General features: G+C 63.0%; 19 protein-coding genes. 4 read left to right on the top strand and 15 right to left on the bottom strand.

Translation table 11 applies throughout. The features are described 5' to 3' along the window. Nucleotides 1–21 precede the first annotated feature (21 nt). The 4 genes from BGI01S_RS15470 to BGI01S_RS15455 form a co-directional block, all read right to left on the bottom strand. A complete protein-coding gene (locus BGI01S_RS15470; protein WP_042326644.1) occupies nucleotides 22–3042 on the bottom strand; it encodes an FAD-binding and (Fe-S)-binding domain-containing protein in 3021 nt (1006 codons plus the stop codon). 52 nt (nucleotides 3043–3094) lie between these two features. Further along, the gene (locus BGI01S_RS15465; protein WP_042326642.1) at nucleotides 3095–3844 is read right to left on the bottom strand and encodes a 2-keto-4-pentenoate hydratase; all 750 of its coding nucleotides are present in this window, start codon (nucleotides 3842–3844) and stop codon (nucleotides 3095–3097) included. Nucleotides 3845–3880: 36 nt separating this feature from the next. Continuing rightward, complete coding sequence (locus BGI01S_RS15460) at nucleotides 3881–5167, bottom strand: MFS transporter (RefSeq protein ID WP_042326640.1); 1287 nt, start codon at nucleotides 5165–5167, stop codon at nucleotides 3881–3883. Nucleotides 5168–5404: 237 nt separating this feature from the next. Further along, nucleotides 5405–6625 (bottom strand): pyridoxal-phosphate-dependent aminotransferase family protein, encoded by a 1221-nt coding sequence (locus BGI01S_RS15455; protein ID WP_042326639.1) that lies wholly within the window; start codon nucleotides 6623–6625, stop codon nucleotides 5405–5407. Nucleotides 6626–6787: 162 nt separating this feature from the next. On the opposite strand from BGI01S_RS15455, the gene BGI01S_RS15450 reads away from it, so the two are divergent. Together BGI01S_RS15450 and BGI01S_RS15445 are read left to right on the top strand one after the other, a co-directional pair. Next, nucleotides 6788–7513, top strand: coding sequence for a GntR family transcriptional regulator (locus BGI01S_RS15450; protein ID WP_042326637.1), 726 nt, complete (start codon nucleotides 6788–6790; stop codon nucleotides 7511–7513). Between the two features lie 335 nt (nucleotides 7514–7848). Then, nucleotides 7849–8667 carry a hypothetical protein gene (locus tag BGI01S_RS15445; protein ID WP_157004182.1) on the top strand — a complete coding sequence of 273 codons (819 nt, stop codon included), beginning with the start codon at nucleotides 7849–7851 and terminating at the stop codon, nucleotides 8665–8667. A gap of 317 nt (nucleotides 8668–8984) precedes the next feature. Here the strand turns inward: BGI01S_RS15445 and BGI01S_RS15440 are convergent, their stop codons facing one another. From BGI01S_RS15440 to BGI01S_RS15410, 7 genes are all read right to left on the bottom strand, one after another. Continuing rightward, nucleotides 8985–10316, bottom strand: coding sequence for an MFS transporter (locus tag BGI01S_RS15440; protein WP_042326633.1), 1332 nt, complete (start codon nucleotides 10314–10316; stop codon nucleotides 8985–8987). A 76-nt stretch (nucleotides 10317–10392) separates the two neighbouring features. Further along, nucleotides 10393–11346 (bottom strand): hydroxymethylglutaryl-CoA lyase, encoded by a 954-nt coding sequence (locus tag BGI01S_RS15435; RefSeq protein WP_042326631.1) that lies wholly within the window; start codon nucleotides 11344–11346, stop codon nucleotides 10393–10395. Then, nucleotides 11343–12536, bottom strand: coding sequence for a CaiB/BaiF CoA transferase family protein (locus tag BGI01S_RS15430; RefSeq protein ID WP_042326629.1), 1194 nt, complete (start codon nucleotides 12534–12536; stop codon nucleotides 11343–11345). The genes BGI01S_RS15435 and BGI01S_RS15430 overlap by 4 nt, the downstream gene beginning before the upstream one ends. A 105-nt stretch (nucleotides 12537–12641) precedes the next feature. Then, a complete protein-coding gene (locus tag BGI01S_RS15425; RefSeq protein WP_042326627.1) occupies nucleotides 12642–13592 on the bottom strand; it encodes a LysR family transcriptional regulator in 951 nt (316 codons plus the stop codon). Between the two features lie 21 nt (nucleotides 13593–13613). Beyond that, nucleotides 13614–13922, bottom strand: coding sequence for a type II toxin-antitoxin system RelE/ParE family toxin (locus BGI01S_RS15420; RefSeq protein WP_042326625.1), 309 nt, complete (start codon nucleotides 13920–13922; stop codon nucleotides 13614–13616). Then, a complete protein-coding gene (locus tag BGI01S_RS15415) occupies nucleotides 13919–14215 on the bottom strand; it encodes a YlcI/YnfO family protein (RefSeq protein ID WP_303621168.1) in 297 nt (98 codons plus the stop codon). The genes BGI01S_RS15420 and BGI01S_RS15415 overlap by 4 nt, the downstream gene beginning before the upstream one ends. A gap of 83 nt (nucleotides 14216–14298) precedes the next feature. Beyond that, on the bottom strand, nucleotides 14299–14937 hold the full coding sequence (locus BGI01S_RS15410) for an HD domain-containing protein (protein WP_042326623.1): 639 nt from the start codon (nucleotides 14935–14937) through the stop codon (nucleotides 14299–14301). 239 nt (nucleotides 14938–15176) lie between these two features. On the opposite strand from BGI01S_RS15410, the gene BGI01S_RS15405 reads away from it, so the two are divergent. Further along, complete coding sequence (locus tag BGI01S_RS15405) at nucleotides 15177–16139, top strand: GlxA family transcriptional regulator (protein ID WP_042326621.1); 963 nt, start codon at nucleotides 15177–15179, stop codon at nucleotides 16137–16139. A gap of 106 nt (nucleotides 16140–16245) precedes the next feature. Here the strand turns inward: BGI01S_RS15405 and BGI01S_RS15400 are convergent, their stop codons facing one another. Beyond that, nucleotides 16246–17010, bottom strand: a complete 765-nt coding sequence (locus BGI01S_RS15400) for a bestrophin-like domain (protein WP_042326618.1) — start codon at nucleotides 17008–17010, stop codon at nucleotides 16246–16248. Between the two features lie 261 nt (nucleotides 17011–17271). Here BGI01S_RS15400 and BGI01S_RS15395 point away from each other — a divergent pair, with 261 nt between their 5' ends. Then, nucleotides 17272–18030, top strand: a complete 759-nt coding sequence (locus BGI01S_RS15395; RefSeq protein ID WP_042326617.1) for an SDR family oxidoreductase — start codon at nucleotides 17272–17274, stop codon at nucleotides 18028–18030. Nucleotides 18031–18607: 577 nt separating this feature from the next. On the opposite strand, the gene BGI01S_RS15390 is transcribed toward BGI01S_RS15395, so the two are convergent. The 3 genes from BGI01S_RS15390 to BGI01S_RS15380 form a co-directional block, all read right to left on the bottom strand. Beyond that, nucleotides 18608–19465, bottom strand: coding sequence for a class II glutamine amidotransferase (locus BGI01S_RS15390; protein WP_042326615.1), 858 nt, complete (start codon nucleotides 19463–19465; stop codon nucleotides 18608–18610). A 258-nt stretch (nucleotides 19466–19723) separates the two neighbouring features. Continuing rightward, the gene (locus BGI01S_RS15385; protein WP_042326613.1) at nucleotides 19724–20089 is read right to left on the bottom strand and encodes a response regulator; all 366 of its coding nucleotides are present in this window, start codon (nucleotides 20087–20089) and stop codon (nucleotides 19724–19726) included. Between the two features lie 28 nt (nucleotides 20090–20117). Continuing rightward, complete coding sequence (locus BGI01S_RS15380; RefSeq protein ID WP_042326612.1) at nucleotides 20118–21089, bottom strand: chemotaxis protein CheX; 972 nt, start codon at nucleotides 21087–21089, stop codon at nucleotides 20118–20120. Nucleotides 21090–21093: the final 4 nt, after the last annotated feature.

Genomic DNA, 21093 nt, shown 5'->3' with positions numbered 1-21093 from the left:
TCGCGAGCAGGTAATTAGCGGTTACTGCAACGCCATTGCCAGCACGCGCGCCACATGAAGCGCGTCGACGCCGGCGCCATCGTGAATCTGATGCCGGCAACTGGTGCCGTCCGCGACCATCAGCGTGTTGCCGTCGATCTTGCGCACCGCCGGCAGCAACGACAATTCCGCCATCGCCTGCGACGTCGCGTAGTGCTCGGCCTCATAGCCGAAGCTGCCGGCCATGCCGCAGCACGACGACTCCACGGTCGACACCTTCAGCTCGGGAATCCACTTCAACACGGTCTGCACGGGTGTGAACGCATCGAACGCCTTCTGATGACAATGACCATGCACGAGCGCTTCTCGCATGGCCAGCGGCTTCAACGCAAGCTGCAAACGGCCGGCCTTTTCCTCGCGCACCAGAAACTCTTCGAATAGAAATGCCTGCTGCGAAAGCTGCCGCGCCTCAGCGCCGAACCCGTAGTGCAGAAACTCGTCGCGCAACGACAGCAGACACGACGGTTCCAACCCGACAATCGGCACGCCGCGCTCGACGAACGGCTTGAACAGATCGAGCATGCGCCGCGCTTCCTGCTTCGCTTCATCGACCAATCCCGCCGCGAGGAACGTGCGGCCGCAGCACACCGGCCGCTCGCCCTGACGCGCGTTGAAATGCACCGTATAGCCGGCGGCCTCCAGCACCTGTTGCGCGGCGCGCGCGTTGTCCGGCTCCATGTTGTTGTTGAATGTATCGACGAACAACAGCACCTCTTTCAGCGCGCCACCGCATGTCGTTTTGCCGGCCTTCGCATCGGACAGAAACGACTTTCTGAAGCGCGGCAAACTGCGTTCAGGCGCGAAGCCAACCGAGCGCTTGAACCACGCCGACAGCACCGGCACGTTATCGGCCAGCGCCATCAAACCCGGCACGCGGCTCGCGGCGCCCGCATAGCGCGGCATGAAGGCGACCAGCCTGTCACGCAGACGCAGCCCATGACGTTTGACGCGCGCCGCCCGCGCCTCGATCTTGAACTTCGCCATGTCGACGCCGGTCGGGCAATCGCGTTTGCAGCCCTTGCATGACACGCATAGATCGAGCGTGTCCTTGACGTCGTCGCTCGCGAGGCCCGCTTCGCCGAGTTGTCCCGAGATCGCGAGACGCAAGGTGTTCGCGCGTCCGCGCGTGACGTGCTGCTCGTCCTTCGTCACGCGATAACTCGGACACATCGTGCCCGCGTTGAACTTGCGGCAGTGGCCGTTGTTGTTGCACATCTCGACGGCCTTCGCGAGACCGCCGGACAGATCGTTGCCGCTGCCCGGCAAGCTCTCCGCTCCGGTCAGAGGATCGCGTTCGACGTTCCATGCCGACCAGTCTAGCGCGGTGTCGATCCGTGCTGTCGCATAGCCTGGCGCGAAACGGAAATTGCGCGCGTCGTCCATCTTCGGCGGACGCACGATCTTGTCGGGATTGAAGCGATTCTCCGGGTCGAACAGCGCCTTGATTTCGCCGAACGCCTGATTCAGGCGCGGCCCGTACTGCCACGCGACCCATTCGCCACGGCACAGGCCGTCGCCGTGCTCGCCCGAATACGCGCCCTTGTACTCACGCACGAGCGCCGCCGCTTCCTCGGCGATCGCGCGCATCTTCATCGCGCCGTCGCGACGCATGTCGAGAATCGGCCGCACGTGCAGCGTGCCGACGCTCGCGTGCGCGTACCAGGTACCTTCGGTGCCGTGCCGATGAAACACGTCGGTCAATCGGCTCGTGTAGTCCGCCAGATGTTCGAGCGGCACCGCGCAGTCTTCGATGAAGGACACCGGCTTGCCGTCGCCCTTCATGCTCATCATGATGTTGAGCCCGGCTTTGCGGACTTCCCACAACGCTTTCTGTTCGTTCGCGTCAGGCATTTCAACGACCGAACCGGGCAAGCCCAGATCGGCCATCAGTTCCGTGAGTTGGCTGAGCGACGCGAGTTGCGCATCGCGATTCTCGCCGGCGAACTCCACCAGCAGAATCGCTTGCGGCTCGCCGACCAGCGCCTTGCCAATCACCGGACGAAACGCAGGATTACTCATCGCCAGATCGATCATCGTGCGATCGACCAGTTCCACTGCCACCGGCTTCAGCTTGACGATGTGCTGCGTCAGCTCCATCGATTGGCGGAACGTCGGGAAGTTGACCACACCGAGCGTTTTATACGCGGGCAGCGGGGCGAGCTTCAGCGTCAATTGCCGGCTGAACGCGAGCGTGCCTTCCGAACCGACCAGCAGATGCGCGAGGTTAGCGAAACCGTCGTCGGTATAGGCACGCGGGTTCTGGCAATCGAACAGGTCGATGTTGTAGCCCGCCACGCGCCGCAACACCTTCGGCACACGCGCGACGATTTCGTCGCGCTCGCGTTGCGCGATTCGCGTCACGCCGTCGAGAATCTGCTGCAGGCGCGCGCCTTGCGGCGGCTCGCGCAGCGATGCGAAGCGCGCTTCGCTGCCGTCGGCGAGAATCGCGTCGATCGCATCGACGTTGTGCACCATGTTGCCGTATTCGATCGAACGCGAGCCGCACGAGTTGTTGCCGGCCATCCCGCCGATCGTGCATTGCGCTGCCGTCGACACGTCCACCGGAAACCATAGGCCGTGCGGCTTGAGCCACGCGTTCAGATGGTCGAGCACGACCCCGGGCTCGACTGTCACCGTGCGCGCATCGGCATCGAACGCGACGATGTTGTTCAGCCACTTGCTCGTGTCGATCACCAGCGCTTCGCCGACCGTCTGGCCGCATTGGCTCGTGCCCGCGCCGCGCGCGAGCAGCGGCACCTTTTCGCTGCGCGCGATTTCCAGCGCGATGCGCAGATCGTCCTGATCGCGCGGCACCACCACGCCGACCGGCATGATCTGATAAATCGACGCATCGGTCGCGTAACGGCCGCGGCTCGCCGCATCGAACAGCACGTCGCCGCGTAGCGATTTGCGCAGATGCTGCGCGAGCGGACTCACTAGACGCGCGGTGGAGGGGACCAGATGAATCGGCTTGACGAGTAAAGAAGAAGTGGGGTTCGTCATATCGTCGGCACGTGGAAAAAGCAGGCGAGGCTGCGAAAGCGAATGAAGCCGGTCAGTACAACGTCACGCTGACCGGTGCGAGTCCTTCGATGCGGCCGTTCGCCGTGCCCGCCGTGCGCGGGAAAAACATTCCGGTGTACGAACCAGCGGTGACCACCATCTCGGGCGTCACCGCAATGCCCCGCGAACTCGCGTGGTTGACGAGCCACGTCAGCAAGCGTCGCGGATCGCCCGCGGGATTGGCGGCCGGTGCTTCGACCACGTCGTGTCCATCGAAACTGAAACGCAGCGACGGCGCCATGAACGGAAAGTCCTCGCGATACGGCGTGAATTCACCGACGATCAACGCGCCGTGATTCTGCAAATCCGCGAGTTGCGCGAGCTTGTCGATGTCGGGCCACGCGGCATAGCGGCTCGCGACAATCTCGATGGTCGCGCCGATCGATGCGATGCCTGCCTTCACTTCGCCTTCGCTGTACGGCGTAGTGGACGGCTCGAAGCGGCGGCCGAAGCGAAACGCGATTTCCAGTTCGAGCCCGAGCGGCGCAAAGCCTTCACGCGAGACGCGCGCGCCGGCGGCATGCAAATCGGCAGCGGGCAGCGGCGCGCCCTGAATTGGCCCGCTTGCGGACTTCGCGCCGATTTTCCAGCCGCCGATTCGCGCGCCGTTGAGGCTCAGAATCTCGTGCTGGATCGCATAGGCCGCATCGGCGTCGGCGGGGATTTCATCGGGCGACAACGTGTCGAGTGTGAATCGATCGCGGCGGGCATCGGCAAGACGCCGGCTGAGTGAGGTGGTCATGTCTTTGATGTTTGCAAACGGGGTGGGACTGTGCGCTCACGCGCCCATACGTGTCGGGACATGCGCGTTGTCCGCCGGATCGAGCGCGAACTTGCTTTCCGGCTGCATGCGGAACGCGAGCACCACGCCGAGGCCCATCAGCAGCATGCTGCCGACGAACGGCAAATCCCAGTTGCCGAAGTAGTCGATCAGGAAACCGCCGACCACCGGCGAGATGATTGCTGCCAATGCCGAGCCCGTGTTCATCATGCCGCTCGCGGTGCCCGCGAATTCCGGCGCGATGTCCATCGGGATCGCCCACATCGGGCCGATCGTCATTTCGGCAAAGAAGAAGCCCGACGCGAGACACGCGATCGACAGATAGAGGTTGTGCGTGAACATCAGCGGGATCAGCGACAGCAGGCACAACAGCATGCACACCGACACCATCCAGCTGCGTGCGCGTTTCAGGCTGCCCGTGCGTTTGAAGATCCAGTCGGTTACGAGGCCGCCGAGCGTATCCCCGAGCACGCCGGCGAAGAACACCACGGACGCGAAGATCGCCGACTTCTGCAATTGCAGATGATGATTGCGCAGGAAGTACAGCGGAATCCAGCTCAGGAAAAGCCACAGCGTCCAGCCGTAGCAGAAGTACACGATCGTGACCGGCGCCATGCGACGAAACAGCTTGCTCCAGGGCACGCCCGCCACTTTCGGCTTTGGTGTGGGCAGCACGGCGAGTTCGTCGGCCGTGATGCGCGGATGATCTTTCGGATGCTCGGTGAACGTGACCGCCCACACGACGACCCACAGCAGGCTGAGCACGCCGCAGATATAGAACGACTCGCGCCAGCCCCAGTTCGCCATCACCAGCACGATAAGCGCGGGCGCCACCGCATTGCCGACACGCGACGCCGCATGCGTGATGCCCTGCGCGAAGCCGCGCTTTTCTTTCGCGACCCAGCGCGACATCGCGGAGGTGGCGGCGGGGAACGTCGCGCCTTCGCCGAAACCGAGCAGCACGCGCGCGGCCAGCAGCGATGCGAGACCGCCGGCGAGGCCGGTGAGCAGCGTGGCGACGCCCCAGATCGCGCCGCAGAACAGCAGCGTGCGCTTCGCGCCGAAGCGGTCGCTCACCCAGCCGCCGATCACCTGAAACAGCAGGTACGGATACGCGAAGGCCGAGAACACCAGGCCGACCTGCGTATGCGAGAGTTGGAATTCCTTGCCGAAGCCCGCCGCCGCCGTGCTGACGTTCACGCGGTCGAGGTAGGTGATGAAGTACATGATGCAGAGCATCACTAGAACGATACTGGTCGCACTGGTCACACGAAACCGCTTCATCGTCTCTCTCCATTGCATGTGTCGACGGCGCGCCTGAGTGGCGCGCCACGTCGTCGGCCGTCAGCGGCACGCGCTGCTGCGGACGCATTGCATGTTGTTCGCGCCGCGTTCTATGCGCGGCTTGTCGAGTGCTCGAACGGAGTGCTCCCTGCCCTCCCTCGCTGCCCTTCGTTTCTTCTTTTGAGGCTGACGCTTCCGAGCGTGCTGCGGGTGCCGGGCGCGCCCGCCCGGCGCAACTCAGGCCGCGGCCTTCAAACCGGACCTCTTGACCGGCTGGCTCAACCACTCCATAGCGGCAGGCAAGCCGCTTTCCTTGAGCGGCACACCCGCGAGACGCAAGCCCATTTCGCAACCGGCGAGCGTGGCGAGCAGCATCAGGTCGTTGCAATCGCCGAGGTGGCCGATGCGGAACATGCGGCCTTTCATCTTGCCGAGGCCCGTGCCGAGCGACATGTCGAAGCGTTCGTAGATGAGCTTGCGCACCGCGTCGGCGTCGACGCCGTCGGGCATCATCACACCGGTCAGCACCGGGCTATACACGGCCGGGTCCGCGCACTGGATTTCCAGGCCCCACGCGCGCACCGCGCGGCGGGTCGCTTCGGCGAGACGCTCGTGACGCGCGAACACGTTGTCGAGCCCTTCGCCGAGGATCATCTCCAGCGCTTCGTGCAAGCCGTAGAGCAGGTTCGTGTTCGGCGTGTACGGCCAGTAGCCGGTCTTGTTCATCTCGACGATTTCGCTCCAGTCCCAGAAGGCGCGCGGCAGTTTCGCGTGCTTGCTGGCGGCCAGCGCTTTCGGCGAGATCGCGTTGAAGCTGATGCCCGGCGGCAGCATCAAACCCTTCTGCGAACCCGACACGGTCACGTCGACACCCCATTCGTCGTGGCGATAGTCGGCGCAGGCGAGGCCCGAGATCGTGTCGACCAGCAGCAGCGCCGGATGACCCGCCGCGTCGATTGCGCGGCGCACGGCCGCGATGTCGGACGTGACGCCCGTGGAGGTTTCGTTGTGCACGACGCACACCGCCTTGATCGCGTGTTGCGTGTCGGCGCGCAGGCGCTCTTCGATCATCTGCGGCTGAACTCCGCACCGCCAGCCTTCGATGCCCGGCAGCCCGAGAAACTCCGGCTTGAGCCCGAGGTTTTCCGCCATCTTTTTCCACAGCGTCGCGAAGTGGCCCGTCTCGAACATCAGCACGTGGTCGCCGGGGCTCAGCGTGTTGGACAGCGCCGCTTCCCACGCGCCCGTGCCGGAAGCCGGATAGATCACCACCGGTTGCTGCGTCTTGAAGATCTTCTTAATGCCGTCGAGCACCTTCAGACCCAGTTCCCCGAACTCGGGACCGCGATGGTCGATGGTCGGATAGCTCATCGCGCGGAGGATGCGGTCGGGCACCGGGCTCGGACCCGGAATCTGCAGGAAGTGGCGGCCAGCGGGATGAAAGTCTAGCTTGAGCATTGGGCTCCTCCGATTGAATTTTGCATTCAAAAAACTATATCAGACGATCCGCGACGAGCCCAAGGCGAAATTGGCAGCTTGGCGCCCGTGTTTACCCGCGCTATTAACTAATCTTTCGGCTTCCGATAAAATCCCGACTCATGCGATGTTGAGGACTTTTGTATGCAAAATTCGGATTTCAACGCGGGTGTAACCGCTTCCCCGCTGATGCCGAAGGTCGAGCGCCAGCGCTTGCACGACACGGTGGTGGAGCACATCCGCCGCTTTATCGTCGAAGGGGTGCTGGAGCCGGGCAAGAAACTGAATGAGCGTGAGTTGTGCGAAACGCTTGGTATCTCGCGCACGCCGCTGCGTGAGGCGCTGAAGGTGCTGGCCGCCGAAGGGCTGATCGAAATTTCGCCGAATCGGGGCGCGTCGGTGTCGAAGATGTCGGAGGCGGAGTTGCGCGAGACCTTCGAACTGATGAGCGGCCTCGAAGCGTTTTCCGGCGAACTCGCTGCGGAACGGATGACCGCGGCCGAGTTGGCCGAGATCAAGGCGCTGCATTACGCGATGCTCGCGTGCCGCACGCAGAACGATCTGCCTGGTTACTACAGCCGCAATCAGGCGATCCATGACAAGATCAACGAGGCGGCGAGAAATTCGGCGCTACGGCAGACGTATATCGCGGTGAACCGGCGCTTGCAGGCGCTGCGGTTCCGTTCGAACTTTCAGGTTCCGAAGTGGGACAGCGCCATTCACGATCACGATGAAATGTTGAAGGCGTTGGAAGCGCGTGACGGCAAGAAGCTGAGCGCGATTTTGCGGCAGCATCTGCTCGACAAGCGCGATGCGGTGTTGCAGGTGCAGTCGCAGGAAGCGGCGGCGGGATCGGTGTTGAAGACTTGAGGCATTCCGGCAAATTGCGTTAAATGATTACGCTGTCAAAATCCGGAATTAAAGGTGCCAACTTTATGTCGGCGCCTGCTTTCGGCTTTGCTTTTCATTTCCATAAGTCTCCCGCCATATACACGAAAAATAACGATTTACCGGCGCTTCGTAAGCAAAAGAAATCTATTGCGCCACCCGCCGCAACGGCGTTACAGCAAAGGATCGCAAGGGCCGATTGAATGGCGTCTCAATCGATTAAACAGAAAGCAACACTCGCTTTTTATTAGCGCATGGCCTCATGCGCCGCCAATCTATTATTCGCGCAATTCCTTGATCGAATAAGAGCTTTTAGAATGAATAAACGGATCGGCGTTGCGCTTATTTCGGCGTCTGTATTGGCGGGTTGTGGTGGCGGTGGCGATAGCGGCAGTGCGCCGGCCGTGCCGGACAGTTTTGTCGGCATCTTCAAAGGCACGACGGGAGATTCACGGACTTTCGTATCGATGGTGCTGACCGACGGCACGTTCTACGATTTCTACAGCGGCGTGCCGACCACCGCCGCCGCAGCAACTACCGCGACGAACACAACGACGAACCCGGTCGGCGGCGTAGTAGTCGGCACGGGCAGCGGTTCGGGCGGCAGTTTCTCGTCGTCGAACGCGTACGACTACCAGGTGACGACCACCGGTTTGAGCACCGGCGTCGCGGCCACTACGCTCTCGGCGAGCTATACGACCTACGCGTCCATGTCGGGGACCTTCACGCATAACAGCAATGGCGCAGCCAATACGTTTGCGTCCACCTATAACAGCACGCTGTCCGCAGCCACACCGTCGCTCACAACGGTGGCCGGCATCTATTCCGGCACGGTAGGTACGACTGCCGGCGGAACGGAAGACCTCTCGCTGATTATCCTGCCGGCGGGCACGGTGACCGGTCAAAGCGCGAGCGGCTGCTTCTTCTCGGGGACAGTCGCGCCGCATGCCACGAACAATGCGTACGACCTCAGCATCACGTTCGCGGCGACCGTCTGCACCTATAGCGGCACTGCGATGACCGGCCTGGGCCTCTACGACTCCACCGAGTCGAAGCTTTACGGCGCGACCTCGAAGACGGACAAAACGGCCGGCATCATTTTCGTCGTCAAGAAAACCTCGACTTCGGCATCCTGATTGCCGGAGGTTCGTCCACCCAAACTTGTCCACCTAAAATGTTGGCAAGCCTGTGGACAACGCTCTCACAGCACAGCTAAGTGGTTGAGGCAGTTGGAATAATGAACGGCGGCTTCAGTGTAGGCATTCCGCGGTTCCCTGAAGTCCGCCGCGACTGACGGCTCGTTTAGCAAGGACGCCTTGCGACACGACGCGTCCTCGTCTCCAGTTGTCCACATAATTTGTTGGCAAGGCTGTGGACAACTTGCGCACAGCACTACCAAGTAGTTGACGACACAGGCTAATCTTCCATCGGTGCTGTCGCGAGCAGCATCCGCTCAGCGCGCCGTCTCCTTCCGACGCAGCGACTCCGGCATCCCGTACAGCATGATCAGCGCGCAGATCACGCTCATCGTGCCGATCACGTACAACGCGGGCGTCGTGCTGCCCGTCAGATCCTTCACGCGACCCACCATGATCGGGCTCACGATCCCGCCGAGCTGTCCAAGCGTATTGATCAACGCGATCCCGCCGGCCGCGCCTGCACCCGTCAGCAACTTGGGCGGCAGCGCCCAGAACGCCGGAATCGACGCCACCACGCCCGCGCCCATCACGGCCAGCGCGATCACCAGCAATGTCGTCTGCTTGTCGAAGAAGCCCGCGGCAAAGAAGCCGATTGCCGACATCACCAGCAGGCCGAACACGAACTTGCGCCGTTCGCCGGTCGCGTCGGACAGACGCCCCACCACCACCATGCAGATCGCGCCGCACACATAAGGCACCGCCGTCAGCAAACCGATCATGGTCGGGTTGTTGGTGCCCGCCACGTGAATCAGATGCGGCGTCCAGAAATTCAATCCGTACGACGCCACCTGAATCAGGAAGTACACCAGGCCCAGCGTCAGAAAGCCCGGTGTCTTGAGCGCCCCCATCAGCGAATGACCGGTGTTCGAATGACGGCTCTGCTGCGCAATCTGTCCGGCCAGCAGCGTCTTCTCCGACGCCGACAACCAGCCCGCGTCCTCGATACGATCCTTGAGCAGTTTCAACACCAGAATCCCGAGCACGACACAGGGCAAGCCGCCGAGCAGAAACAGCCAGTGCCAGCCCGGCATGCCGAGCACGCCGTTCATATGTCCGATCACGAGCCCCGCGAGCGGCGCGCCGACCAGGCCCGAGAACGCGGACGCCAGAAACAGCATCGACGTGATACGCCCGCGATAGCTCGGCGGAAACCACAGCGTCAGGTAATACAGCACGCCGGGTGCGAAGCCCGCTTCCATCGCACCGATCACGAAGCGCAGCCCGTAGAACTGCCATTCGTTGTTGACGAATACCATTGCCGCCGTCGCGAGCCCCCACGAAATCATGATCCGCGCGATCCAGCGCCGCGCGCCGACCTTGTACAGAAACAGATTGCTAGGCACTTCGAACAATACGTAGCCGATCACGAACAGACTCGCGCCCAGGCCGTATGCGGTATCGGACAGGCCGAGATCGCTCTGCAACTGGAATTTCGCGAAGCTGATGTTGATGCGGTCGAAGAACGCGAACAGATAGCAGATCATGATCAACGGCATCAGCCGCCACGCGACTTTGCGGATCACGGCCACGAGGTCGTCCGCGCTCTGCTGACGACTGCCGCTTGCAACTGCGCCCAGGTCACTCATGCTTGTCTCCAATGCCGGATTCGGCAATGCCGTCCGGTCGTTTAGTCGGTTGGTGAATTGATTGGTCGGGGGAACGTCAGATCTGTAGAACGTAGTCAGGCACGGGATGCAGGTCGCCATTGCGGCCCGCCTTCGCGAGTTGCCCCGGCACGTCGTGGCCGAGCAACGCGGGCAGACCACGCGATAGCGCGATCAGCTTTTGCAGATCGATCCCGGTGGGAATACCCATCTCGTCGCACATGTTCACGAGGTCTTCCGTGCAGATGTTGCCCGACGCGCCCGGCGCGAACGGACAGCCGCCGAGGCCGCCGAGCGCCGCGTCGAAGCGGCGCGCGCCGACTTCATACGCAGCCAGCACATTCGCGAGACCCAGCCCGCGCGTGTTGTGAAAGTGCAGCGTGAGCGCGGCGGCCGGCACGCGTTCGAGCACGCGTTTCACGAGCCGCGCCACCTGGCGCGGATTCGCCATGCCGGTCGTGTCGGCGAGCGTGATGCCTTCGATGCCCATCTCGCGATACGTATCGACAATGCCGACCACACGCTCTTCGTCGATGCGGCCTTCGAACGGGCAGCCGAACGCCGTCGCCACCGACGCGTTCAGCAGCACGCCCGAGCCCTTCACGTGCCGCACGATGTCGTCGAATGCACGCAGGGACGACTCGCAACTCATGCGCATGTTCGCGCGGTTGTGGGTCTGACTCGCGGACATCACGAGGTTCAGTTCGTCGGCCCGCGCGGCGAGCGCGCGCTCGGCGCCCTTCAGGTTCGGCACCAGCGCGACGTAGATCACACCGGGATGCCGCGCTATCTGCTGGAATACAGCGTCGCCGTCGCGCAAGGCGGGAATCGCTTTCGGCGACACGAACGAGCCCGCCTCGATGCGCGTGAAGCCCGCGGTCGATAGCGAATCGATCAATTCGATCTTGTCGACGGTCTCGACCCACGTGGGCTCGATCTGCAAGCCATCGCGCGGCGAGACTTCCTGCACGATCAGTTTGTCGAATTGCGTGCTGTTAGGGGTGGCGTTCATTGTACGGCTCCTTCGCGGCGCAGCCGCTCGATGTCTTCGTTGGCGAACCCAAGCTCGCTAAGTACGCTGCCGGTATGCTCGCCGAGCGTCGGCCCTTGCCAGCGTACTTCGCCCGGCGTGTCGGACAGCTTCGGCACGATGCCCGGCATCTTCACCGACGCGCCGCCCGGCAATTGCGCTTGCAGCAACATGTCGCGCGCCTGGTAGTGTGGATCGGCGACGATATCGGCCACCGAATAGATGCGCCCCGACGGCACTTCCGCGCGTTCGAGCGCGGCCAGCACGTCGTCGGTCGCGTGGCGCGAGGTCCATGCGGTGATCGCCTGATCGAGCATCGCGGATTGCTTCGCGCGGCCGTCGTTGTGCGCGAGCGCGGGATCGTCGGCGAGATCGGGGCGGCCGATCAGGTGCATCAGGCGCCTGAAGATCGGATCGCTATTGCCGGCGATCACGACATAGCCGTCGTCCTCGGTGCGATACGTGTTCGACGGCGCGATGCCCGGCAACGCGCCGCCGCTGCGCTCGCGCACGTGGCCGAGCAGATCGTATTCCGGCACGAGGCTTTCCATCAGATTGAACACGCTCTCGACCAGCGACACGTCGACCACCTGACCTTCGCCCTGGCCGGTCTTCACGCGCAGCAGCGACATCAATGCGCCGATCACGCCGTGCAGCGACGCGAGCGAATCGCCGAGACTCACGCCGACGCGCGCCGGTGCGCCGTCGACTTCGCCGGTCGTATAGCGAATTCCGCCCATCGCTTCGCCGATCGCGCCGAAGCCCGGCCGGTCGCGATACGGACCGGACTGGCCGTAACCGGAGATGCGGACCATCGTCAGCTTGGGGTTGATGGCGTGCAGCACGTCCCAGCCGAGGCCGAGCTTTTCGAGCGCGCCGGGACGCAGATTTTCGATCACGACGTCGGCGTCGGCGGCGAGCCGCTTGACGATCTCGACACCCTCCGCCGACTTCAGATTCACGCAGACGGACTTCTTGTTGCGCGACTGCAGATACCACCAGAGCGAGGTGCCTTCATGCAGCTTGCGCCATTTGCGAAGGGGGTCGCCGGTTTCTGGCGCTTCGATCTTGATCACGTCGGCGCCGAACTCGGCCATGAGGCGCGCGGCGAACGGCGCGGCGATGAGGGTTCCGATCTCGACGACGCGAATACCCTGAAGCGGTCCACCCATGATGCTGTCTCCAATGCTGGTTTCGTAGTGAGAGACAGCTTATGAGCGGCGCGGCGGCGGCGTCCAACCGCAATTCGCCAACGACCGTTCGTGGATGGCGAACGCTCAGGGTTTGGCGGCGGTGGGCGGGGCTTCGGCGGCCTCCGAGGCTTCGATCGAACGCAAGTGATCGAACAACAAACGGCTCACCGGCGAAAGCGCGTCGACGTCGCGCACCACCAGCACGAGGCTGCGTTCGGACCAGTCGTCTTCGAGCGGCGTGCCGACCAGCCCGAGCGAACGGCCCATCAATTGATACACCTTGCCCGGCAGCACGCCGACGCCCATGCCGGCTTGCACCATCCGGCACACCGCGTCGAAACCCGGCACGTGGATGCGCAGGCGCAGCGGCTTGCCTGCCTGGCGCGCGGCGAGATGCGTGCGCGCGTTGATCGAACTCGCGGCGTGCAGGCCGACGTGATCGCCGTCGAGCGTTTCGGCGAAAGCCACACTCGTGCGCGCCGCCAGCGGATGATCGTCGCGCATCACGAGCACCAGCGAATCGCGCCGATAGTGCTCGACGTGCAGATCGTGCGTATCGGCGTCGCCGGAACAGATGCCGAGATCGGCGAGACTGTCGTCGACGGCTTCGACCACGCCGCCGCTCGGCCGCTCTTCGAGATCGAGCTTGACGCGCTCGTGCTGCAACTGGAACGCACGCAAGTCTTCGGGAAGAAACTCGACGATCGCCGACAGATTCGCCATCATCCGCACGTAGCCACGCACGCCGCTCGCGTGACCCGCCAGTTCGATACCGATGTTCTCGATGTCGCGCATCACACGGCGCGCGTGATGCAGCAACGTTTCGCCGGCCGGCGTCAGCGTCATGCCGCGCGCGGTGCGCTGGAACAGCGTCGCGCCGACCGCCTGTTCGAGTTCGAGCAGACGCTTGCTTGCGGCGGAGACGGCAATCGCCTCGCGCTCGGCCGCGCGCGTGAGCGTGCCTTCTTCGTAGACCGCGAGAAAGAGCTGAAGCGTGGTGAGGTCGAGCCTTCGGAGAAGGTTTTTGATTACCATGGCGGGGCGCCGGAAGTTCGGTCAGTGGTAATCATCCTCTAGCTGATAGCGCACCGCCAGCACGGTCACGGTCTGACTGCTCTCGATTTCGAACAGGGCGACGTAGCCTGACCGGCCAAACGGGATCAACAGTTCACGCAGAAACGGCGTATCCCGCTGAACCTTGCGGCACGTGAACGGCGACGTGCGCAGCGTGGCGACGCCGCCCCGAATGGCTTGCAACGCGCGCTCGGCGAGTTGCCAATCCGTATCGGCCCGTTCGAGGATGAAGTCGTACAGTCTTTCAAGGTCGGCTGCGGCAGCACGTGTGAAACGAACCTGATACGTCATCGTTTCTTCTTTGCTCCGGCCTTCGCTTTCGCTTCGACAAGCCGCGTCTCGAGACCGGCGAGGACGTCGTCAGCGGACACGTAGTCGCTGCTTTGCTTCGCCTCTTCGCGCGACGTCAGGCCTCGTACCACAAACTCACGAAGATTCAGCCGCCGCGCAATGTTGTCGCGGATAGCCTGTTCCACGAAATTGGAAAGGCTTTCGCCGTCCTGCAGCACGTCCTCTGCTGCGGCCCGCAATTCGGGCTCCACACGCACCGACGGAAAAGTAGCGCTTTTCATCATCTGCTCCATGCATCGCATTTGCGATGCATTATGTCGCTATCCGGATTCAGGCGCAACAGGCCCGCGCGGCCGTGCTCCCCAGGCCCTTGCGCTCAATCCTTCCACGCCGACCCAAGAATCATCGTGCAGAAATTCTCGCGATGATAATGCGGGTCCTTTAGCGCCAGCACATCCGCCTTCACGTTCCCGAAGGTCGTCTCCGGCTTGTGAATCGTGCCGTGCGCGAACGCGTCGATGATGCCTTCCTTGAAATGCGCGCCGCGCGGATGCGCGTGAATCACCTCGTGACGCTGATGCTCGGCGAACTCGTCGTAAGCGAGACCCAGCACGTCCATTTCCACACCTGCCGTGACTAGCGCGACCACCGGTTTCATATGTTGCGGAATGCCAGGCGTCGTGTGCAGCGCGATCGAATTCCACACCTGCTCGATGTCGTCCTCGCCGATGCCATGACGTCGCAGAAAATCGCGCGCCGCGTTGGCGCCGTCCACTTCGAAGCGGTCATGCTCGCTGCTGTACGGCGCGACGAGTCCCATGTCATGGAACATCGCGCCGATGTACAGCAACTCCGGATCGTACTTCAACTGCTTGCGCGCGCCGGCGAGCGAGCCGAACAGGAAGACGCGCCGCGAATGGTGATACAGCAGTTCGGTTTCGGTGTCGCGCACGAGTTGCGTGGCTTCGCGCGCCATCATGCTGTCGGGAATCTGAATGCCTGCGATCATGGTCATGTGAAGTGCTCCGTGACGAATTGGAGTGAGGGACGCGCTGTCCTCGCGACTTCAAAGCGCGTTTGGTATGCTGGTCCGCGGCGCTTTTTCGTGCGCTTTGAACTGCGCATCCGATGAAGTCCAGTATTGGCCAGCGCGCCGCCGCAAACAATCGCCGTGGACCGTTGAACCCTGCCAAACGCACCACGTTGACTGCCGCGGCTTGCGGATCTTCGTTCATCGTCAAAGGAAGTCTTTCGATGCCTACCGTCGCGATCGCGATCTTCCCCGGCGTGCAGGCGCTCGATGTCGCCGGTCCCGTCGATGTGTTTTCCGAAGCGAACGGGTTCATCGCGCCGGCCGATCGCTACGAGGTCAAACTGGTCGCCGCGGAGGCCACGCCGCTACGCGCGTCGAACGGCATGACGCTGGTCGCCGACGCCACGTTCGACAACGCGCGCGAGCCCTTCGATCTCGCGCTGGTCGCGGGCGGCCCGGCATTGCCCCATGACGCCGCGCCCGATGCGCGCCTGCTCGACTGGTTGACGAACGTCGCCACGCGCTGCGGCCGCTACGGTTCGATCTGCACCGGCGCATTCGCGCTCGGTCACGCGGGCTTGCTCGACGCGCGCAACGTCACGACGCACTGGCAACATGCGGCGCAACTGGCCGCGCAATTTCCGCGGGCGCGCGTCGATTTCGATCGCATCTATCTGCGTGACGGGCCGCTCGTTACGTCGGCGGGCGTGACGGCGGGTATTGATCTGTCATTGGCGCTCGTGGCCGAGGATCATGGTCCGCATACCGCGCTGGCTGTCGCCAAACGGTTGGTAGTGTTCGCGCAGCGCCAAGGCGGCCAATCGCAATTCAGCCCCTATCTGACGGCGCCCGCCGATGACACGTCGCCAATCGCGAGAGTTCAGGCGCACGTGATGGAGCGGATTCGCGAGAGCTTCACCGTGAAGCAACTGGCGGATGTCGCGGGCATGAGCGCTCGCAATTTCGCGCGCGTGTTCGTGCAGGAGACTGGCGTGACGCCGCATGAGTTCGTCGAGCGGGCTCGTGTGGATGCGGCGCGCAAGCTGCTGGAAAACAGTGGCGCGGCCCTCAAGGCAGTGGCTTATGAGTGCGGGTTTGGGACCGCGGACCGGATGCGAATCGTGTTCACGAAACGGATTGGCGTGACGCCGATGCAGTATCGGGAGCGGTTTCGGGCGGGTTAACCGCTGCGCGCAAGTGCAGCGCAAGCGGACGCGAACCACAATGCCGAGACCGGACGCACGCTTTCGCATCCGAACGTCAGCCTGTCTTTGCCCCTATCGCGCTTTCCTATCCAGGGAGTGACTGCTCCAGGGCGACGAGATTTCTCGGCACCACACGAATGATGCCGTTCCGTGGGCTGTCAATGTCGGCGATAAGCATGAAGGAAAGCGACACCACTAACGGCATGACCAGGAGGAAGCGCCGCATCACCTTTGCGCTGCGCGATCCGTAACCAACCAGCAGGTTGCAGAACAAGCCGATCAGAATCAGCAACGCCCATGCGGACCGGGGGATGCGGTTCCATTGCGCCGCCTGGGTGTATCCCTGCGTGTTGATCACGTCGTTCATCCCGGAAACGACCAATGCGGTGACGGGGGTGGGCTGAGCGGCCGCTGCGGCCCGAACGACGGCCCACATATCCATTTGGAGCCGCGCGGTCACGGCGTTGATTGCAGTGAGTTCCGCCGGGTCGCGAATCAGATAGAACTCAATGCGTTGATCCAGATATTTCCGGAGAAGCGGCCGCAGGTCTGTTGCCGCGGCGCTGGGCAGGAGATCCGCCCGGAAGAATGCCGTGCCAATCGCGTTGGCTTCCTCTTCTTCGTAGTTCTTGCGCTGGTCGTAGCGTCCCACCGCCATGGAAAGACTGAAGCCGATGACGAGCGCCAGGAGCGTCAGGGTAGCGGACAGGACTATGCCGAAGTCTTCGCGGGCATCGCTATCGAGCGGTTTGCGGCGTCTCAGCACGGAAGCGCCGACCCATGCGGCCCACGACATGAGAACCATGCAGACGACGAACAAGACCATTGGGTGAGTGATGAGCTGTTCCATTTTTGACGTCCTGTAGGCTGACCGGCTCCGGTCTACGCGTGACCGGCATCGCGAACTACGAACGATTGACAGACCACGGCCATGGGCGCGAACGACGTGCCGTCATGCGCCGTCGCTCGGCATCATGGTTCAGGCGAGGCGTTGCGCACGCCGCCTAGTTTCCACCGCATTCGCGGTTCGCGCCAGTGTCAGTCCGGGCAGGACCTGAATGCCGCGTGAGAAAATACGGTCCTCAGCCAGCCAACGCTTATAAGGACCGACATGCCTTCCACTTCCCCGATCCGCGCAATCGTCACCGGCCACACTCGCGGCCTCGGCGCAGCGCTCGCCGAACAGCTGATCGCACGCAACGTCAGCGTGCTGGGCCTATCGCGCTCGCGCCACGCCACGCTGAAGACGCGCTTCCCGGCGCAACTCGAAGAGATCGAACTCGAACTCGCCGACCCGGCGCGCGTCGCGCAATGGATCGCGACCGATACGTTGCGCGCTTTCGTCAGCGGCGCGCACACCGTTCTGCTCATCAACAACGCGGGCATGGTGCAACCCATCGGGCCGATCGAAGGGCAGGACGCGGCGGCGATCGCGAGCGCGGTGAGCCTCAACGTGGCCACGCCGCTGATGCTGGCCAGCGCGCTCGCGGCAGCCGCCGTCGATGCCACCGACCGCCGCATCGTCCACATTTCCAGCGGCGCGGCCCGCAACGCGTATCCCGGCTGGAGCATCTACTGCGCGACGAAGGCCGCGCTCGATCATCACGCACGCGCCGTCGCGCTCGATGCGAATCGCGCGCTGCGCATTTGCAGCCTGGCGCCGGGCGTGATCGATACGGACATGCAGGCGGAGATTCGCGGCAGCGGCGAGGACCAGTTCCCGATGCGCGCGAAGTTTGAAGAACTCAAGCGCAATGGCCAACTGACGACGCCTGAGCAATGCGCAGCCCAACTGGTCGACTACGCGCTCGGCGACACGTTCGGGCAGACGCCGGTAGCCGACATCCGCGAGATCGCCAAACCGGCGTGACGATCGGCAACGGCGCCTCCCGAAAAACCTCACCTTTGATACACAGCGGTGCGGGTTCGGCGTGAGGCGCCGCTTCAATTGCTCCCGAAAACCCTCACCTTTCGAGCTTGGGGGCAGGGCGCAAAGGCATGCTGGGCAAGGCGCGATGGGTTCGAAACAGGCGACTCCCGCAAACCCTCACCTTTGGACCGGAACGGCGTGAACCGTATGCGCGAGTGCGCGTCGTGGGTGGTTATGCCGTGTGTAGCGCATGCGCAAGGCAGGCGGCGCGGCGATGCGCCACGAAGGATGAACGACTCTCTGTCGATAGAGCGCCGATAGGTAAGCCATTGATACGGCGCGCACAATCCATCACGCCAGAAGAAGCAACGCGTGGTAGCGGAGTATGCCAACACGTCGATACGGACAACGACAGCGCAACAAATCTCGCCGGGGATGGTTGCGGTCGTGATCGTCGCCACCGCGCAAGAGTGAGGTCAAACGAGGTGCGCAGACTCACGTATCGCGTAACGTGGCCGGCTCCCGAATATCCTCACCTTTGAGCCGCGGAACGGCAGTTCGACGAACAAAGAAGCGCTCACGCCGCCACAGCGGACAGTTCGGAGAGCGCGTATTTCGAAGTCGCGAGGACTTCAGCGGGGACGGGAACATGCGCGCGCCGCAGCAGCGCGCCGCTGCGAAACATCAGCAGATCGCCGGGCTTGCAGGTGGTCCACACTTCATCGGTCAACGGCGTGGTGGCAATCACCGCCGTGCGATCAGCGGGCGTGCCGCGTTCCGCGAAGTCCACGGTGAGATCGCCATCGACCAGACGCGCGCTCGAAAACGGCCAATGACGAATCACGTACGACAGACGCGTCGAGCAATACGCGAACTGCGCTTTGCCGTTCGACAGCACGAAGTTGAAAATGCCGAACGGGTTCAGCATGCGTGTCGCCTGCTCGATGACGTCGAACACGGCGTCGATGTCGTCCGGGTCGGCATCCGCGTGTGTGGAGAAATGCGCGTAGAGGCGGTTCATGATGAAGCAGAACGCCGCTTCGCTATCGGTCGAGCCGACCGGCGCGAACGGCCCCGGCTCCGCCAACGCATCGATCGATTTCAGGTCGCCGTTGTGCGCGAACACCCATTGCTGGCCGCGCAACTCGCGCATGAACGGATGGCAATTCTCGACCCGCGCGCCGCCCTGCGTCGCCTTGCGAATGTGCGCGACGACATTGCGCGATTTGATCGGATAGCTCTTCAGAAACTCGGCAACCGGCGACTGATACGCCGGCCTTTCATCGACGAACACGCGGCATGCGCGTTCTTCGTAGAACGCCACGCCCCAGCCGTCGACATGATGATCGGTCAGACCGCCGCGCGCGGCGAAGCCCGTTAGCGAGAAGCTGACGTCGGTGGGTTCGGCGCAACTGAGGGCGAGCAACTGGCACATGTCGGCGTCGTCCTAGGCCAGTTGCACCGGGGCGCGAGTGCTCGCCGTAACCGCATTCGCAGTTACCGCCTGTATATGTCCAGAAGGTTTCGCGGCCATTGCAAGTCACCCCGTGTCGTTCACGTTCACTGGGAGACTAACGTGTTTCAACCACTGCCGTTATAGCGAATCATGCTTTGCAAATCACCGGGGTCATAGCGCCCGGCAACCGCTCCCGGAAACCCTCACCTTTCGCGCGGCGCGCCGCTTTTGAGCCGTCTAGCCCGCCAGCTTGCGGAACGTTTCGAGCACCGCGTCGCCCTTGAACGGCTTGACGATCCAGCCTTTGACGCCGGCCGCCTTGCCGCGCTCCTTCATCGCCGGGCTGCTTTCGGTGGTCAGCATGATGACGTTCACAGTCGTGTTCGCGAGTTCGCCGCGAATCTTCTCGACCATCGTCAGGCCGTCCATGTTCGGCATGTTGACGTCGCTGATCACCAGCTTGATGCCGGGACTGGCCTTCAACCTGGCGAGGCCGTCCTTGCCGTCCACCGCCGTATCGACGTCGAGACCGTTTTTCTTCAGAAAGCCGGCCACTTCGTCGCGCACCGTGCTCGAGTCATCCACCACCAGAATTTTCGACATGCTGTTTCCTTTGACCTTTTGACACTACTCAGAACAGATCCAGTTCGCCTGCTTCGACCATCGCGCCGACATCGTCCGGCACTTCCCTGAAGTCTTCCGGCGACCAGCTCAGGCTAAACACGAAACGTTGATGCAACCTGACCGCGCGGCCCGATTGCGGGTCGCGCAGCCAGTACATGAAACACAGTTGCGGATTGCCGCTGCCGAACGAGATGTACTTGTGCTTGTGATTCACCAGCAGCGGCACTTGCACTTCGCTGCGCCGCCATGCGTCCGCGTCGCCGACATAACGGTTCCTGAACGAGCCCCACACGAGGTTCGTCACTTCGCCGAGCACGCTGTTCAGGTCGCGGAAATCGGCTTCGCCGGCGGGCGCCTTGTCGATCATCCGGTGTCGGTCGAGCAGTTCGAGGATCGGCGCCTCTTCGGCCTGCATCGTCATGTAGCCGCGGCACCACGCACTCTCCAGCGGAATCAGGCTGAACACCTCGCCGAAGATGATGCGGTCGCGCACGATGCACGGCGTCTCGCACGTGATGCTCAAGTCCTTGAACACGTCGCCGAGAATCGCCTGGGTCAACTCGGCGATGCCGCGCACCAGCGCGTTCGGATAATCGAGGCTGAAGATGTATTCGTCGATCACGCGGCGCAGCGGCGCCATGTCGTGCGCAACATAAGCGGCGCACACGACGCGGCGCAAGCTCTCGGGCAAGCCATCCGTGTTCGCGTCGTGTTCGCGTCGCATGATGATCGGCAACTCGGGACGCACCGCGTTGATCCTGATCGCGAGTTCGGCGCTGGCCTCGGGCGAGCCGCCATAGTTCTCGGCGAACAGCACCGCGCCCAGATCGATGTTCGAACGCAGCACCGACTGCAAGCGGTTCTTGCCCACTTTCACGCCGACCAGATTGTTCTCGTCGCAAAAGCGCTTGAGCGCCTCTTTGTGCGTGGGGCAATCGTCCAGCACGAGTACCTTGCTGACCGGCTCGTTGAGGTTCATGTCG

The organism is Paraburkholderia ginsengisoli NBRC 100965 (assembly GCF_000739735.1).
Lineage (GTDB): Bacteria > Pseudomonadota > Gammaproteobacteria > Burkholderiales > Burkholderiaceae > Paraburkholderia > Paraburkholderia ginsengisoli.
This window is presented reverse-complemented; position numbering and strand designations above follow the sequence as displayed.